At 71.1% G+C, this 14882-nt stretch carries 12 protein-coding genes; 1 reads left to right on the plus strand and 11 read right to left on the minus strand.

Going from position 1 to position 14882, the window contains the following annotated elements:
- Window positions 1–23: 23 nt before the first annotated feature.
- Window positions 24–635: a signal peptidase II gene (gene lspA, locus ACFVS9_RS11865; RefSeq protein ID WP_389931636.1), complete on the minus strand. Its 612-nt coding sequence runs from the start codon at window positions 633–635 to the stop codon at window positions 24–26.
- A 625-nt stretch (window positions 636–1260) separates the two neighbouring features.
- Entirely contained in the window at window positions 1261–2082 is an 822-nt protein-coding gene (locus ACFVS9_RS11870; protein WP_383118607.1) for a TraR/DksA C4-type zinc finger protein, read from the minus strand.
- A 565-nt stretch (window positions 2083–2647) separates the two neighbouring features.
- On the opposite strand from ACFVS9_RS11870, the gene ileS reads away from it, so the two are divergent.
- Entirely contained in the window at window positions 2648–5797 is a 3150-nt protein-coding gene (gene ileS, locus ACFVS9_RS11875; RefSeq protein WP_383118606.1) for an isoleucine--tRNA ligase, read from the plus strand.
- Between the two features lie 288 nt (window positions 5798–6085).
- Here the strand turns inward: ileS and ACFVS9_RS11880 are convergent, their stop codons facing one another.
- The 9 genes from ACFVS9_RS11880 to ftsW form a co-directional block, all read right to left on the minus strand.
- The gene (locus tag ACFVS9_RS11880; RefSeq protein WP_389931638.1) at window positions 6086–7261 is read right to left on the minus strand and encodes a DivIVA domain-containing protein; all 1176 of its coding nucleotides are present in this window, start codon (window positions 7259–7261) and stop codon (window positions 6086–6088) included.
- A 49-nt stretch (window positions 7262–7310) separates the two neighbouring features.
- Window positions 7311–7607, minus strand: coding sequence for a YggT family protein (locus ACFVS9_RS11885; protein ID WP_383116042.1), 297 nt, complete (start codon window positions 7605–7607; stop codon window positions 7311–7313).
- Window positions 7608–7676: 69 nt separating this feature from the next.
- The gene (locus ACFVS9_RS11890; RefSeq protein ID WP_031098945.1) at window positions 7677–8288 is read right to left on the minus strand and encodes a cell division protein SepF; all 612 of its coding nucleotides are present in this window, start codon (window positions 8286–8288) and stop codon (window positions 7677–7679) included.
- A 127-nt stretch (window positions 8289–8415) separates the two neighbouring features.
- Window positions 8416–9135, minus strand: a complete 720-nt coding sequence (locus tag ACFVS9_RS11895; protein WP_383116043.1) for a YggS family pyridoxal phosphate-dependent enzyme — start codon at window positions 9133–9135, stop codon at window positions 8416–8418.
- Between the two features lie 6 nt (window positions 9136–9141).
- Window positions 9142–9897, minus strand: a complete 756-nt coding sequence (pgeF, locus tag ACFVS9_RS11900; protein ID WP_383116044.1) for a peptidoglycan editing factor PgeF — start codon at window positions 9895–9897, stop codon at window positions 9142–9144.
- On the minus strand, window positions 9894–11108 hold the full coding sequence (gene ftsZ, locus ACFVS9_RS11905) for a cell division protein FtsZ (protein ID WP_383116045.1): 1215 nt from the start codon (window positions 11106–11108) through the stop codon (window positions 9894–9896). Before ftsZ ends, pgeF begins: the two co-directional genes overlap by 4 nt.
- A gap of 276 nt (window positions 11109–11384) precedes the next feature.
- On the minus strand, window positions 11385–12179 hold the full coding sequence (locus tag ACFVS9_RS11910; protein ID WP_383116046.1) for a cell division protein FtsQ/DivIB: 795 nt from the start codon (window positions 12177–12179) through the stop codon (window positions 11385–11387).
- A 49-nt stretch (window positions 12180–12228) separates the two neighbouring features.
- Window positions 12229–13323 (minus strand): undecaprenyldiphospho-muramoylpentapeptide beta-N-acetylglucosaminyltransferase, encoded by a 1095-nt coding sequence (murG, locus tag ACFVS9_RS11915; protein ID WP_383116047.1) that lies wholly within the window; start codon window positions 13321–13323, stop codon window positions 12229–12231.
- Between the two features lie 6 nt (window positions 13324–13329).
- Complete coding sequence (gene ftsW / locus ACFVS9_RS11920; protein WP_383116048.1) at window positions 13330–14790, minus strand: putative lipid II flippase FtsW; 1461 nt, start codon at window positions 14788–14790, stop codon at window positions 13330–13332.
- Between the last annotated feature and the right edge of the window lie 92 nt (window positions 14791–14882).

Genomic DNA, 14882 nt, shown 5'->3' on the forward strand with positions numbered 1-14882 from the left:
CAGTCGAGTATGCCTTGCGCCCACTAGTCCTTGTGCACGGTGCCGTCGGGGTCCAGGCCCTTGAAGGAGAGGATCACGATGAGGATTCCGCCGCACACGATCGCGGAGTCGGCGAGGTTGAAGACGGCGAAGTGCGCCGGGGCGATGAAGTCGACGACCGCGCCCTTGAACACGCCCGGCGCACGGAAGATGCGGTCGGTGAGGTTGCCGAGCGCTCCGCCGAGCAGCAGTCCCAGGGCGATGGCCCAGGGCAGGCTGTAGAGCTTGCGGGCGAGCCGGACGATCACGACGATCACGACGGCCGCGATGGCCGTGAAGATGACGGTGAACGCCTCACCGATCCCGAAGGCGGCGCCCGCGTTGCGGATCGCGTCGAACCTGAGCCAGTCGCCGAAGATCTCGATGGGCTCCTGGTGCTCCAGCTTCGCGACCACGATCATCTTGCTGACCAGGTCCAGCAGGTAGGCGAGGACCGCCACCACGAGGAGTACCAGGACCTTCTTCCGGCGCCGGCCGCCGCCGGTGTCGTCCCCGGCCGGGGACGGGTCCTCGGACGGCTGCTGGGGTCCAGCCCCGTCGGCCCCCTCGGCATCGGGGATGTCCGGCGTACCGATGATGCGCTCCGCCTCTGCCACGTGAGTCCCTCAACCCTAGGTACCTGACTGAGGACGAGGGTACGACACACCCGGGTGATCAGGGGCCTCAGGTGCCGGAGAGCCCCGGCGGCGGCGGGACTCCCGCGGCACGGCCCGGCGGGGCGTCCGTGCCGGGCCGGAACCGGTCCCGGCCGACGGATGAAGCGCCGCTCCGGCCCGGCAGCGGACCCCGCCGGAGCGGAGCGGTACGGGAGCGGCGCGGTACGGGACCGGAGCGGCACGGGACCGGAGCGGGCCACGACCGGAGCCGCACGGGCCCGGAGCCGCACGGGCCCGGAGCGGCGCGGAACCCGAGCGGCGCGGGCCGGGACCGGAGCCGCACGGACCGGGACCGGACACGGCGCGGGCCGGGACGGGAGCCGCACGGACCGGGACCGGACACACCGCCGAGCGGAACACCGGCCCCAGCCGCCACACAGCAGGTCCCCGTACGACCGGAGCCGCACGGGCCGGGACCGGAGCGGTGCGGCACCGGAGCGGGCCACGACCGGAGCCGCACGGCCCGGACCGGACACGCCGCCGAGCGGAACACCGGCCCCAGCCGCCGCTCAGGTCCCGCCGGAGCGGGCCCTGAGCGGGTACGCCGCCGGGCGGGAGACGGCGCCTAGCCGCGCCGCTCCTGCTTCTGCTTGTCCTCCACGCAGAGCGTGGCCCGGGGGAAGGCCTGCATCCGCGCCTTGCCGATCGGCTTGCCGCAGACCTCGCAGAGCCCGTAGGTCCCCGCGTCGAGCCGGGCGAGGGCGCGTTCGGTCTGCTCCAGGGTCTCCTGCGCGTGGGCCGCGAGGGACAGCTCGTGCTCACGGGTGATGTTCTTCGTGCCGGTGTCCGCGTCGTCGTCGCCCGCTCCGTCCCCGGAGTCCCGCATCAGACCGGCCAGCGCCGCGCCCGACGCCTCCAGCTCGGTGCGCAGCCGCAGGACCTCCGCGGTCAGCCCGGTCCGCGCCTCGTCGACCTCCTCCGGGGTCCAGGGGTCCTCCCCCGGCCTGACCGCCAGGTCCGCCGGCGCCGTCGCCGTCGCGGTGCCCTCTCCTGCACCCGTGGTCCGGGCCGCGCTCTTCTTGGCTACCACCGTGTGGGCTCCTGTCTGCTCGGCGGCCTGAGCCGCCCCCGTGGCCTTCTCCGACGCCTTCTTGGCTGCGCTCTTCCTGGCCGTGCTCTTCTTCGCCGTGCTCTTTTTCGCCGGCCCGTGGTGCGCCGGGTCCTGACCGGCCGGTTCCGGCTCCGGCGGACGTGCCGCCGTCTTCTTCGCCCTGGCCGTCTTCCTGGCAGCGGCGGTCGTCTTCCCCGCTGCCGCCTTCTTCGCCGTCTTCCTGACCGGCTTCTCCGGACCGGCCTCCCCGCCCGTGCTCCCGTTCTCCTCCTCGGCAGCCGGGGCCGTGGATCTCGCGGACGCCGTTCTCGATCCGGCGGTCTTCTTCGCCACCATGGCCGCGGCCCCTTCACATATTGTGATCTTGCACGCGAATCGTGCTGGGACGATAAATCGACCCCAGCCCCGCGGCAACGGGGCACGCCGCCGGTACGCCCCTCCCCGCGGCCGGGGATCAGCGCGCCTGCAACGGTTGTGCCCAGCTCCCCGCGCCGTAATCCGTCGCCGCGCGCTCTCCGGGACTCCGTCCGCCCCGTGTGGCCATTCGGGTCAAGCCCCGCCTCGCGGATAAACCGGTCGGCCGCCGCCCGTGCGGGCCCGTACACTGGCCGCAGCGAGAGGCAGGGACGGGACGAGTAGCGTCGTACGCAGCCAGGAGCGACCCGGGGACGGTGGGAGCCCGGGGGCGAGCGCGCCGTGAAGATCACCCCGGAGCCGCCGGAAGAACACCTCGGACCATGGGCGCAGCCCACCGGTACGAGGCCACTAGACCCGGCATCGCGACCCCAATGAGGGGGCCACGGGCGCACGCCCGGGGCCAAGGAGGGTGGTACCGCGGGAGCTGATCCGGCTCTCGTCCCTCCGACGGAAGTGGAAGACGTCCGCCGGAGGAAGCCCGCACATGACATCGCCGCAGTACCGCCAGGTACCCGCCCAGGTCGACCTGCCCGCCCTCGAGCACGCCGTGCTCGACTTCTGGCGCGACGGCAAGGTCTTCGACAAGAGCCTCGAACAGTCCGAGGGCCGCCCCGAGTGGGTCTTCTACGAGGGCCCGCCCACCGCCAACGGCATGCCCGGGGCCCACCACATCGAGGCCCGCGTCTTCAAGGACGTCTTCCCGCGCTTCCGGACCATGCAGGGCTACCACGTCGGCCGGAAGGCCGGCTGGGACTGCCACGGCCTGCCGGTCGAGCTCGCGGTGGAGAAGGAGCTGGGCTTCAGCGGCAAGAAGGACATCGAGGCGTACGGCATCGCCGAGTTCAACGCGAAGTGCCGCGAGTCCGTGACCCGGCACACCGACGCGTTCTCCGAGCTCACGACCCGCATGGGCTACTGGGTGGACCTCGACGACGCCTACCGCACGATGGACCCGGAGTACGTCGACTCCGTGTGGTGGTCGCTGAAGCGGATCTTCGACAAGGACCTGCTGGTCCAGGACCACCGCGTCGCCCCCTGGTGCCCGCGCTGCGGCACGGGCCTCTCCGACCACGAGCTGGCCCAGGGCTACGAGACGGTCGTCGACCCCTCGGTCTTCGTGCGCTTCCCCCTGACGAGCGGACCGCTGGCCGGCGAGGCCGCGCTGCTCGTCTGGACGACGACCCCCTGGACCCTGGTGTCCAACACCGCCGTCGCCGCGCACCCCGACGTCGACTACGTCGTCGCGACGGACGGCACGGAGAAGCTGGTCGTGGCCCGCCCGCTGGTCGAGAAGGCCCTCGGCGAGGGCTGGGAGCTGACCGGTGAGTCCTTCACCGGCCGCGAGATGGAGCGCTGGACCTACGAACGCCCCTTCCAGCTCGTCGAGTTCCCGAGCGAGGCGCACTTCGTCGTCAACGCCGAGTACGTCACGACCGAGGACGGCACGGGTCTGGTCCACCAGTCCCCCGCGTTCGGCGCCGACGACCTCCTGGTCTGCCGCTCGTACGGCCTTCCGGTCGTCAACCCCGTGCGTCCCGACGGGACCTTCGAGGAGGAACTCCCGCTGGTCGGCGGCGTCTTCTTCAAGAAGGCCGACGAGGCGCTCACCGAGGACCTGGCCGCGCGCGGCAAGCTCTTCCGCCACGTCCCCTACGAGCACAGCTACCCGCACTGCTGGCGCTGCCACACGGCCCTGCTGTACTACGCGCAGCCGTCCTGGTACATCCGTACGACCGCGATCAAGGACCGTCTGCTCCAGGAGAACGAGAAGACCAACTGGTACCCGGAGTCCGTCAAGAACGGCCGCTTCGGGGACTGGCTGAACAACAACGTCGACTGGGCACTGTCCCGCAACCGCTACTGGGGCACCCCGCTGCCCATCTGGCGCTGCGAGGACGACCACCTGACCTGTGTCGGCTCCCGCGCCGAGCTCTCCACGCTCACCGGCCGCGACCAGACGGACCTCGACCCGCACCGCCCGTTCATCGACGAGATCACCTTCACCTGCTCGCACGAGAACTGCCAGCTGGAGGCGTACCGCGTCCCGGAGGTCATCGACGCCTGGTACGACTCGGGTTCGATGCCGTTCGCGCAGTGGGGCTACCCCTACAAGAACAAGGAGATCTTCGAGAGCCGCTACCCGGCGCAGTTCATCTCCGAGGCCATCGACCAGACCCGCGGCTGGTTCTACACGCTGATGGCGGTCGGCACCCTGGTCTTCGACGAGTCCAGTTACGAGAACGTCGTCTGCCTCGGCCACATCCTCGCCGAGGACGGCCGCAAGATGTCCAAGCACCTGGGCAACACCCTCGACCCGATCCCGCTGATGGACCAGCACGGCGCCGACGCGGTCCGCTGGTTCATGGCGGCGGGCGGATCCCCGTGGGCGGCCCGCCGGGTGGGCCACGGCACGATCCAGGAGGTCGTCCGCAAGACGCTCCTCACCTACTGGAACACGGTCGCCTTCCAGGCCCTGTACGCCCGTACGTCGGCCTGGGCCCCGTCCGCGGCCGATCCGGCCCCCGCCGACCGCACGGTCCTGGACCGCTGGCTGCTCAGCGAGCTCGGCACCCTGGTCGAGGAGGTCACCAAGGCCCTGGAGGGGTACGACACCCAGCGCGCCGGCAAGCTGCTCTCCGCGTTCGTCGACGACCTCTCCAACTGGTACGTCCGCCGCTCCCGCCGCCGCTTCTGGCAGGGCGACAAGGCGGCGCTGCGCACACTGCACGAGGTCGTGGAGACCGTCACGCGGCTGATGGCCCCGCTGACCCCGTTCATCACGGAGCGTGTCTGGCAGGACCTGATCGTCCCGGTCACCCCGGACGCCCCGGAATCGGTGCACCTGTCCGACTGGCCGAAGGCCGACCCGTCATCCGTCGATCCCGAGCTGTCCTCCCACATGGCGCTGGTGCGCCGTCTCGTGGAGCTGGGCCGGGCCACGCGCGCCGAGTCGGGGGTCAAGACCCGGCAGCCGCTCTCGCGGGCCCTCGTCGCGGCCTCGGGCTTCGACTCGCTCACGCCCGAGCTGCGCGCCCAGATCACGGAGGAGCTGAACGTCTCCTCCCTGGCCTCCCTCTCGGAGGTCGGCGGCTCGCTGGTCGACACCACGGCGAAGGCGAACTTCCGCGCGCTGGGCAAGCGTTTCGGCAAGGGCGTCCAGGCGGTGGCCAAGGCCGTCGCGAACGCGGACGCCGCGGCGCTCGGCCTGGCACTGCGCGAGGGCACGGCCTCCGTGGAGGTCGACGGCGAGCAGGTCACCCTGGCACCCGACGAGGTCATCATCACGGAGACCCCGCGCGAGGGCTGGTCGGTGGCCTCCGACTCGGGGGCGACGGTCGCCCTGGACCTGGAGATCACCCCGGAGCTGCGCGCCGCCGGACTGGCGCGTGACGCGATCCGGCTGATCCAGGAGGCGCGCAAGAACAGCGGCCTGGACGTGGCGGACCGGATCGCGGTCCGCTGGACGTCGACGTCGCCCGCGACGGCCGAGGCCCTGACCGCGCACGCGACCCTGGTCGCGGACGAGGTCCTGGCCCTGGACTACGCGCAGGGCGAGGCGGACGACACCTACGGCACCGCCTTCGAGGACGAGGGCCTGGGCCTCACGTTCCGCCTCCGCAAGACGGAGCACTGACCCGCACCACCCGAGCGGCCCGTCCATCCGACCGGATGGACGGGCCGTTTCGCGTGCGCACACGGGGCCGCGGCTCCCGCTCCCCGCCGAAGCCCCGCTCCCGCCTTCCCCTCCTCGCTCACCAGCCCCCGCGGCGTTCGAGGAGCCGGGCTTCCGGGGCGGAGCCCCCGGTCGTGCGGCGGGCGGCGGACGGGGTACGCCGCACGCAAAAGGGCCGGGCCCCGGGGAAAACCCCGGGGCCCGGCCCTCAGCCTGCCGACGGCTACGCGCTCAGCGAGCGCGCGCCGCTCAGTTGTCGTCCTCGTCGATGAGGAACCCGCGCATCGGCGAAGGAGCCTGCTGCATCGGCTGCGGCGCCTGCGGCCGGACCGGCGCCATCGGCTGCGTCATCGCGGGTGACATCTGCTGCTGGCCACCGCCGTACGACGGGCCGCCGCCCATGGACTGGTTGCCGGCGCCCATCTGCTGGCTGCCGTGACCGCCGTGGCTGCTGCCCATGGTGTGCCCCATCGCACCCGCACCGGCCGGAGCCAGCGAGGGCGACGGCGGCAGCGAGGCGGCGGCGGGGGTCCGCGGCGGAGCCAGCGAGTCGTCGGCCTGGGTCTCCAGCTGGCGCAGCTGGCTCTCCAGGTAGGACTTCAGACGCGTCCGGTACTCGCGCTCGAAGCCGCGCAGGTCCTCGACCTTGCGCTCCAGCGTCGCGCGGGCCGACTCCAGCGAGCCCATCGCCACGCGGTGCTTCTCCTGCGCGTCCCGCTCCAGGGCGTCCGCCTTGGCACGGGCGTCGCGCTCGAGGCCCTCGGCACGGCTGCGCGCCTCACCGACGATCTTGTTGGCCTCGGAACGGGCCTCCGCGATCGCCTGGTCGGCGGTCTGCTGGGCGAGGGAGAGGACACGGGCGGCGCTGTCGCCACCGGGGCCCTGACCGGGCTGCTGCATCTGCTGCTGTTGCTGCTGCTGCATCTGCTGCTGCATCTGCTGCTGCGGAGCGTGACCACCCATGGGACCGCCCATCGGGCCACCCATGGGACCGCCCTGCATCGGGCCGGGGCCGTGCGGGCCCTGCGGACCGGGACCGTGGCCGCCCTGAGGACCGGGACCATGGCCGCTGGGGCCGGCGGGCAGCTGAGGAGCACCACCGGGCAGCTGGGGGGGACCCATCTGCGGGGGCTGCTGCTGCTGGACCGGCGGACCAGATATGGCGGCGGGCACCGGAGCGCCCGGCCGGTCCTGCTGCTCCGGCGGTTTACGCATGCCCTGTTGCTGCTGCTGCTGCTGGTTCTGCGCGGCCGCACGCGTGGCGGCGGCCAGCTTGGCGCGAAGATCCTCGTTCTCACGCAGCAGACGCGTCAGTTCCGATTCGACCTCGTCGAGGAAGGCATCGACCTCGTCCTCGTCATAGCCTTCTCGGAGGCGGACGGTCGTGAACTGCTTGTTCCGCACGTCCTCGGGGGTCAGCGGCATCTCTTCTTCACCTCTACGTAGTCGTCGGCAGTCGGCAAGACCGTATCGTTCACACGCTGCTCGCAAGCTTGCCCACGATGTTGAGCAGAATGTAGACGATGATCATCAGAACGAAGAAGGACAGGTCAAGTGCCACGCCCCCGAGACGCAACGGCGGTATGAACCGCCGCAGAAGCTTCAGCGGTGGATCGGTGACAGTGTAGATGCCCTCGAGAACGACCACCATCGCCTTGCCTGGCTGCCATGAACGTGCGAACTGGAAGACGTAGTCCATGACCAGCCGGAAGATCAGCACGATGAGGAAACACATCAGCGCGATATAGACCACATCCAGTGCGATGCCCATGTCCCGCGCTTCCCTCTCCCCTGGCTCACGTTGCCCCCGGCCTCCCGGCCGGGTTTGTTCCCGGTGTTCTCAGCTCTGGTTGAAGAACCCGCCCTCTGCGATGCGGGCCTTGTCCTCCGCCGTGACATCGACGTTAGCAGGCGACAACAGGAACACCTTCTGCGTCACACGCTCAATGCTGCCATGGAGACCGAAGACGAGTCCCGCGGCAAAGTCGACAAGTCGCTTCGCATCGGTGTCGTCCATCTCCGTGAGATTCATGATCACCGGAGTGCCCTCACGGAAGTGTTCCCCGATGGTACGGGCCTCGTTGTAGGTCCTGGGGTGCAGCGTGGTGATCCGGTAGGGCTCCCGCTCGGACACGACCTTGGGCATGATCACCGGCGCGTTCTTCTCCATGTTCGGGCGGTCAGGTGTGATGGATGCCACGGGGGCGATTCGGGCGGGTCGTCCGCTTTCCGCCGGGAGCTGAACCGGTTCCCGCGGTGCGGGTGGCTGCACCGATCGCACCGGTTCGTCCCTTTCCCGCTCCACCGGATGCGCGGGCTGGTGCCGGCGCCGGTCGCGCTCCGGCTCCGGCTCGGGTTCGAATTCGTCGTCGGGGTCGAACCCCGGACCGTCGTACCCATCGTCCTCCACGAGGCCGAGGTAGACCGCCATCTTGCGCATCGCGCCGGCCATGCTCCGAGTCCTCCGCTCTGTGGTGGATCGGCATTCGTGTCACCAAGTGCCCGAGATCCACTCCGGCCATCCCGCCCGAAGCGGGAATGACCATATTTTCTGCTGTGGTCCGACTTGCTTCGCGACGTTACCCGAGCCGGGGTCGGACTCCGAGCACCGCCGTACCGACGCGTACATGTGTCGCCCCGGCCGCCACGGCGTCCTCGAGATCCGCGCTCATCCCGGCAGAGACCATGTTCGCAGTCGGATGGTTCCCGCGCAGGCGGGATGAGAATTCCATCAGGCGGTCGAACGCGTCGCGTTGGCGCCCCGCGTAGGGGCCGGCGAGCGGGGCGACCGTCATCAGGCCGTCGAGCCTGAGCCCCTCCGCCGCTTCGACCGCGGCGGCCAACTCCTCGATCGCGTCCGGCGCGACACCGCCCCGGTCGCCCCGTCCGCCGCTCTCCGCGTCGAGGGCGACCTGGACGAGGCAGCCGAGTTCACGCCCGCGCCGGACCGCCGCCGCCGAGAGCGCGGTGACGAGTTTCACCCGGTCCACCGACTGCACCACATCGGCATAACCGGCCACGGAGCGGACCTTGTTGGTCTGCAACTGTCCGACAAAGTGCCATGTGAGCGACAGATCCGCACACGCCTCGGCCTTCGGTGCCGCGTCCTGGTCACGGTTCTCCGCGACCTGCCGCACACCCAGTTCGTGCAGAATGCGCACGTCGCTCGCGGGGTAGGTCTTGGTGACCACGACGAGGGTCACCTCCTCCCGCGCGCGGCCGGCCGCGGCGCAGGCGGAGGCAATGCGCTCCTCCACCTGTGCCAGGTTCGCCGCGAGTTGAGTCCTGCGATCCGTCATGCCCTATCAGTCCAACCAGACATATCCGGCGAGCCGTCCCGTCGTGCGGTCCCGGCGGTACGAGAAGTGGTCACCGGATTCCAGGGTGCAGTACGGCGAGCTGTGCCGGTCACGGACGCCGAGTTCGTCGAGCTGGGCGTGGACCCCGGCCGTGACGTCGACCGCGGGCGTTCCCCAGCTGGTCTCCGACCAGGCCGACGGGACGACCGCGGCGACGTCCGCGCGCATCCCCTCCGGAACCTCGTAACACCGTCCGCAGACCGCCGGTCCGGTGTGCGCCACGATCCGGGACGGTGCGGCGCCGAGAGCGGTCATCGCCTCGACCACGGCCGGGACGACGCCGGCGACCAGGCCGGGGCGCCCGGCGTGCGCCGCCGCGACGACACCGGCCGCCGGATCGGCGAGGAGCACGGGCGTGCAGTCGGCGGTGAGCACCGCGAGCGGCAGTCCGCGCCGGGCCGTGACCACCGCGTCCACGGCGGGTACCTCCGAGGCGGGGGCCGCGCCCCAGGGGGCGTCGACCACGGCCACGTCGCGCCCGTGCACCTGGTTCATCCAGACCACCAGGTCCGGGTCGAGACCGAGGGAACGGGCGGCGCGCGCACGGTTCGTACGGACGGCGGCGGGGTCGTCGCCGACCGCGCCGCCGAGGTTGAGCTCCTCGTACGGAACGGCGCTCACTCCGCCCCACCTGTCGGTGAAGGCGAAATGGGCGCCGCCCGAAGACTCCGCGGCTCGCGCCGCGGCTTGCGGATCTATCACTTCAAGAAGTCCGGTACGTCCAGCTCTTCGGCCTGGGTGTCCTGGTAGGGACGAGCCGTCGGCACGTGCGGCGGGGTGACCTGCGGCAGCGAGGACTCGCTCGCCACCGGGGCCGGCTCGGCCGGCGTCTGGGGCTCCTCGCGCGGAGGCACGGAGCCCAGCCCGCCGGTCTGGCGCGCCGGCTCGGAGGTGCGGGCCGGCGGGGCCGCCTCCTCGCGCTTCCCGGCGCTCGACCCGAGGACGTTCTCGCGGCGGGCCGGCGGCTGTCCGCCGTCGAAGCCCGCGGCGATGACGGTGACCCGTACCTCGTCGCCCAGCGCGTCGTCGATGACCGCGCCGAAGATGATGTTCGCCTCCGGGTGGGCCGCCTCGCTCACCAGCTGGGCGGCCTCGTTGATCTCGAAGAGACCGAGGTCGCTGCCGCCGGAGATGGAGAGCAGGACACCGCGGGCGCCGTCGATGGACGCCTCCAGGAGCGGCGAGGAGATCGCCATCTCCGCGGCGGCCACCGCGCGGTCGTCGCCGCGGGCGGAGCCGATGCCCATGAGCGCCGATCCGGCCTCGGACATGACCGACTTGACGTCGGCGAAGTCGAGGTTGATCAGACCCGGGGTCGTGATGAGGTCGGTGATGCCCTGGACACCCGAGAGCAGCACCTGGTCGGCCGACTTGAACGCGTCGAGCACGCTGACCTGGCGGTCCGAGATGGACAGCAGCCGGTCGTTGGGGATGACGATGAGGGTGTCGACCTCTTCGCGGAGCTCGGCGATGCCGTCCTCCGCCTGGTTCGCGCGCCGCCGGCCCTCGAAGGTGAACGGGCGGGTGACCACACCGATCGTCAGGGCGCCCAGCGAGCGCGCGATGTTGGCGACGACGGGTGCCCCGCCGGTGCCGGTGCCGCCGCCCTCTCCGGCGGTGACGAAGACCATGTCGGCCCCCTTGAGGACCTCCTCGATCTCCTCACGGTGGTCCTCTGCCGCCTTACGACCGACGGCCGGGTTCGCCCCGGCGCCGAGGCCGCGGGTGAGTTCACGGCCGACGTCGAGCTTGACGTCGGCGTCGCTCATCAACAGTGCTTGCGCATCGGTGTTGATCGCGATGAACTCGACGCCCTTGAGACCGACCTCGATCATTCGGTTGATGGCATTGACACCACCGCCGCCGACACCGATGACCTTGATGACTGCGAGGTAGTTCTGCGGTGCTGCCACGTCGAAGGCCTCTCGCCTCGAGTTACGTGTCGTCGCTTCGCGGTAGTCCCGCCGCGACGACGGATGCCGATTGGGTCGGTCCGGGTGCCGACCCAAACCCTAACGTTGAAGTTTAGGGTTACCAGTGTGTCTGCTTCTTGGACTCTTCCGAACAGGACACTAAGTCGACAAGTGGCGCACGTTCAACGAACACGCCGAACCTCCCGTTTTTCTTTTCACCCTATGTGATCACCCGTAGCGCTGACCAACCAGGGGGCTGGCCAGGCCAAACGTGCGTCAACTCTTCGACACCGCAGGGGCGGTGGGCGCGCTCACGTCGAAGTGTCCCGCTTTGGGGGACGCTTTCATGAGAGCGGTGAGCACCCGCGCCTTCACGGGTCCCTCCTCACCACTGCCCCACATCACCGTGCGGCCCCGGGTCAGTTCGAGGACGGCGGAGTCGTACGAGGTGACCCGTACGGTCTTCGTCTCCCCGGCCACCTTCCCCGGGAGGTCTCCCGCGACGCGGACCGCCTCCCGGAGCAGACGGTCACCGCCGAAGCGGCGCAGGCTCGCCGACCGCTCGGGGGCCAGCTCAAGGAGCGGCACGTGCGGGGGCGCTTCGTCCACGGTCGCGAACCGTACGCCCTTCGCGTCCACTTCGACGAACTTCGCTCCCTTGGCGACCAGCAGGACCGGCTTCCGCTCGGTCACTCTAAGGCTGACACCGTGCGGCCATGACCGTACGACATCCACGGAGTCGATACGAGGCAGCTTCTGGCGCAACCGGGACGCGATGGCCCCGGTGTCCACGGAGGCCAGCGGAGCGCCCACGGGGGCCGCCGCGGCGTCCTCGACCTCACTCCTGGTCAGGACGTCGGTGCCGCTGACCGCCACCCGCTCCAGCCGGAGCCAGGACGATCCGTAGAGGACCCAGACGGTGGCCGCGGCGGTCAGCACGAGACCGGCCGCGGCCAGGACCAGCCGTGTCCGGCCGGTCAGCCGGCGCCCCTCGGGGCTGATGTGGGGCGGGCGGGCCGGGGTGTCGGCCCGCTCGGCCTCGCCGCGCTGGGCGGTCGTCGGTCCGGCCACGCTCGCTCCTTCGCCGGACCCGGGGCGCACGCCCCGGGTCCGCCCCGCCTCACGCCTGGCGGCGTGCGGCAATCGCCTCGTACACCATGCCGACGAGCAGGTCGTCGGCGTCCCGCCGCCCGAACTCCGCGGCGGCCCGGGACATCTCGTACAGCCGGTGCGGATCGGACAGCACCGGAAGGACGTTGCTCTGCACCCACTCCGTGGTGAGGGCCGCGTCGTCCACCAGCAGACCACCGCCGGCGTTGACCACCGGCTGGGCGTTGAGCCGCTGTTCGCCGTTGCCGATCGGCAGCGGGACGTAGGCGGCGGGCAGCCCGACGGCGGAGAGTTCGGCGACGGTCATCGCGCCCGCGCGGCAGAGCATCATGTCGGCCGCGGCGTACGCGAGGTCCATCCGGTCCACGTACGGTACCGGGATGTAGGGCGGCATCCCGGGCATGTTGTCGATACGCGGCAATTCGTTCTTCGGACCGACCACATGGAGGATCTGGATCCCGGACCGCTGGAGCAGCGGCGCGATCCGTGTGACCACCTCGTTGAGGTGGCGGGCGCCCTGCGAGCCGCCGGAGACCAGGAGGGTCGGCAGGTTGGGGTCGAGACCGAACGCGGCACGCGCCTCCGGGCGGACCCGGGCCCGGTCGAGGGTGGCGATGGTCCGGCGCAGCGGGATGCCGATGTAGCGGGCGCCGCGCAGCTTGCTGTCAGGGGTGGAGACGGCGACCCCGTGGGCGTAGCGCGAACCGATCTTGTTGGCCAGTCCCGGCCTGGCGTTGGCCTCGTGGACGACGATCGGCACCCCGGCCCGCTTGGCCGCCAGATAGCCGGGCAGGGCGACGTAGCCGCCGAAGCCGACCACGCAGTCCGCCTTGGTGCGCTCCAGGATCTGCTCGGCGGCCTTGATCGTGCCGCGCAGCCGTCCGGGGACGGTGATCAGCTCGGGTGTGGGCTTGCGCGGCAGCGGTACGGCGGGGATCAGTGCCAGCTCGTACCCCCGCTCGGGTACGAGCCTGGTCTCGAGTCCGCGCTCCGTGCCGAGGGCAGTGATTCCCACGGTCGGGTCCTGCCTCCGCAGGGCGTCTGCGAGGGCAAGCGCGGGCTCGATGTGCCCGGCGGTCCCCCCGCCGGCGAGTACGACATGCACCGAAATTCACCGCTCTCCGGACGGACGCTTCATGACGCGCCGTCTCATCGTCTTCCATCTGACCCCGGGCCTCCGCATGGCCAGGGCCGCTCTCGCCGCGGGGTCCTCCCGCGCGAAGGCGATCATCAGCCCCACGGCGAACATGGTCGGCAGCAGGGCCGAGCCCCCGTAGGAGAACAGCGGCAGCGGGACACCGGCGATCGGCAACAGGCCGAGCACCGCACCGATGTTGATCACGGCCTGGGCCGTGATCCAGGTGGTCACGCCTCCCGCTGCGTACCTCACGAAGGGGTCCTCCGTGCGTCCGGCCACGCGGATACCCGCATAGCCTAGAGCCGCGAAGAGGGCGAGTACCGACAGCGTCCCCGCCAGGCCCAGTTCCTCGCCGGTGATGGCGAAGATGAAGTCGGTGTGCGGCTCCGGAAGTTGGCCCCATTTTTCCACACTCGCGCCGAGCCCGGAACCGAACCATCCGCCGGACGCCAGGGCGTAGATCCCGTGCACGGCCTGCCAGCAGGAGTCGCCGGGACCGGGCTCGGAGGCCCCGATGCAGCCGAGCCGGGACATCCGGTTGGGGCTGGTCTTGATGAGGACGAACCCGATGAGGACGGCGAAGGAGAGCACCCCGGCGAAGAGCCTGGTGGGGGCGCCCGCCAGCCAGAGCAGGCCGAAGAGGATCGCGGTGAGGATGATCGCGGTGCCCATGTCGCCGCCGAGCATGATCAGTCCGAGCAGCATGAAGGCGACCGGCACCAGCGGTACCAGCATGTGCTTCCACTGGGCCAGCAGCCGCTTGTCCTGCTTGCGGGCGAGCAGGTCCGCGCCCCAGAGGATCAGGGCGAGCTTGCCGAACTCGCTGGGCTGGAGCTGGAAGGGGCCGCCGAGGTAGATCCAGTTCTGGTTGCCGTTGACCGACATCCCTATCCCCGGAACCTGGACCAGGACCATCAGGAAGACGGTGCCGGCGAGCAGCGGGTAGGCCAGGGCCCGGTGGAGCTTGATGGGCATCCTGGAGGCCAGCAGCATCAGTCCGGACCCGATCACGGCGGCGATGAACTGCTTGCGGAAGAAGTAGGTGCTGGGCCGGGAGAGCTCCAGCGCCTTGATCATCGAGGCGGAGTAGACCATGACGAGGCCGAGGACCGTGATCAGCAGTCCGGCGCCGAGGATCAGGTAGTACGCGGTCAGAGGGCGGTCCCAGGCCCGTCGTGCCCGCTCGTAGGTCCGCCGCATCCCGGCGCCGCGGCGCGGCCGGGGCGGTGTGCCCGCCGTACGGCCGCCGCCGCGCGGCGCGGGGGGCCGCCTGGACCCCGTGGCGGACCGGCTGCGCAGGACGAGCCCGGCGAGGGGTCCGGGGCCCGCGGGCAGCGCTCCGGCGAGCAGGGGCGGGGTGAGCGCCCGGCTGATGGCCGCCCCCGCCCGTGAGCGGTCGGCTCCGCGCGCGGCTGAGCTCTCGTCGGCCGGCATTGTCGCTGTCCCCTCCACTGCTCGTGCCCGGGGGCCGCCGCCGGTGTCCCGCCCCGGCGGTGCCGCGCGTGACCGGGTCCACGGACGCCTCG

The sequence above is a fragment of the Streptomyces sp. NPDC058008 genome (genome assembly GCF_042886395.1).
Classification (GTDB): Bacteria; Actinomycetota; Actinomycetes; order Streptomycetales; family Streptomycetaceae; genus Streptomyces.

Bases quoted from the DNA above. Each gene is read 5' to 3' on its own strand.
- ileS (WP_383118606.1), top strand. From the start codon at position 2,648: ATGACATCGCCGCAGTACCGCCAGGTACCCGCCCAGGTCGACCTGCCC.
- ACFVS9_RS11885 (WP_383116042.1), bottom strand. From the start codon at position 7,607: ATGGGCATCGCACTGGATGTGGTCTATATCGCGCTGATGTGTTTCCTC.
- ACFVS9_RS11890 (WP_031098945.1), bottom strand. From the start codon at position 8,288: ATGGCCGGCGCGATGCGCAAGATGGCGGTCTACCTCGGCCTCGTGGAG.
- ACFVS9_RS11895 (WP_383116043.1), bottom strand. From the start codon at position 9,135: ATGACGGATCGCAGGACTCAACTCGCGGCGAACCTGGCACAGGTGGAG.
- ACFVS9_RS11880 (WP_389931638.1), bottom strand. From the start codon at position 7,261: ATGCCGCTGACCCCCGAGGACGTGCGGAACAAGCAGTTCACGACCGTC.
- ACFVS9_RS11870 (WP_383118607.1), bottom strand. From the start codon at position 2,082: ATGGTGGCGAAGAAGACCGCCGGATCGAGAACGGCGTCCGCGAGATCC.
- ftsW (WP_383116048.1), bottom strand. From the start codon at position 14,790: ATGCCGGCCGACGAGAGCTCAGCCGCGCGCGGAGCCGACCGCTCACGG.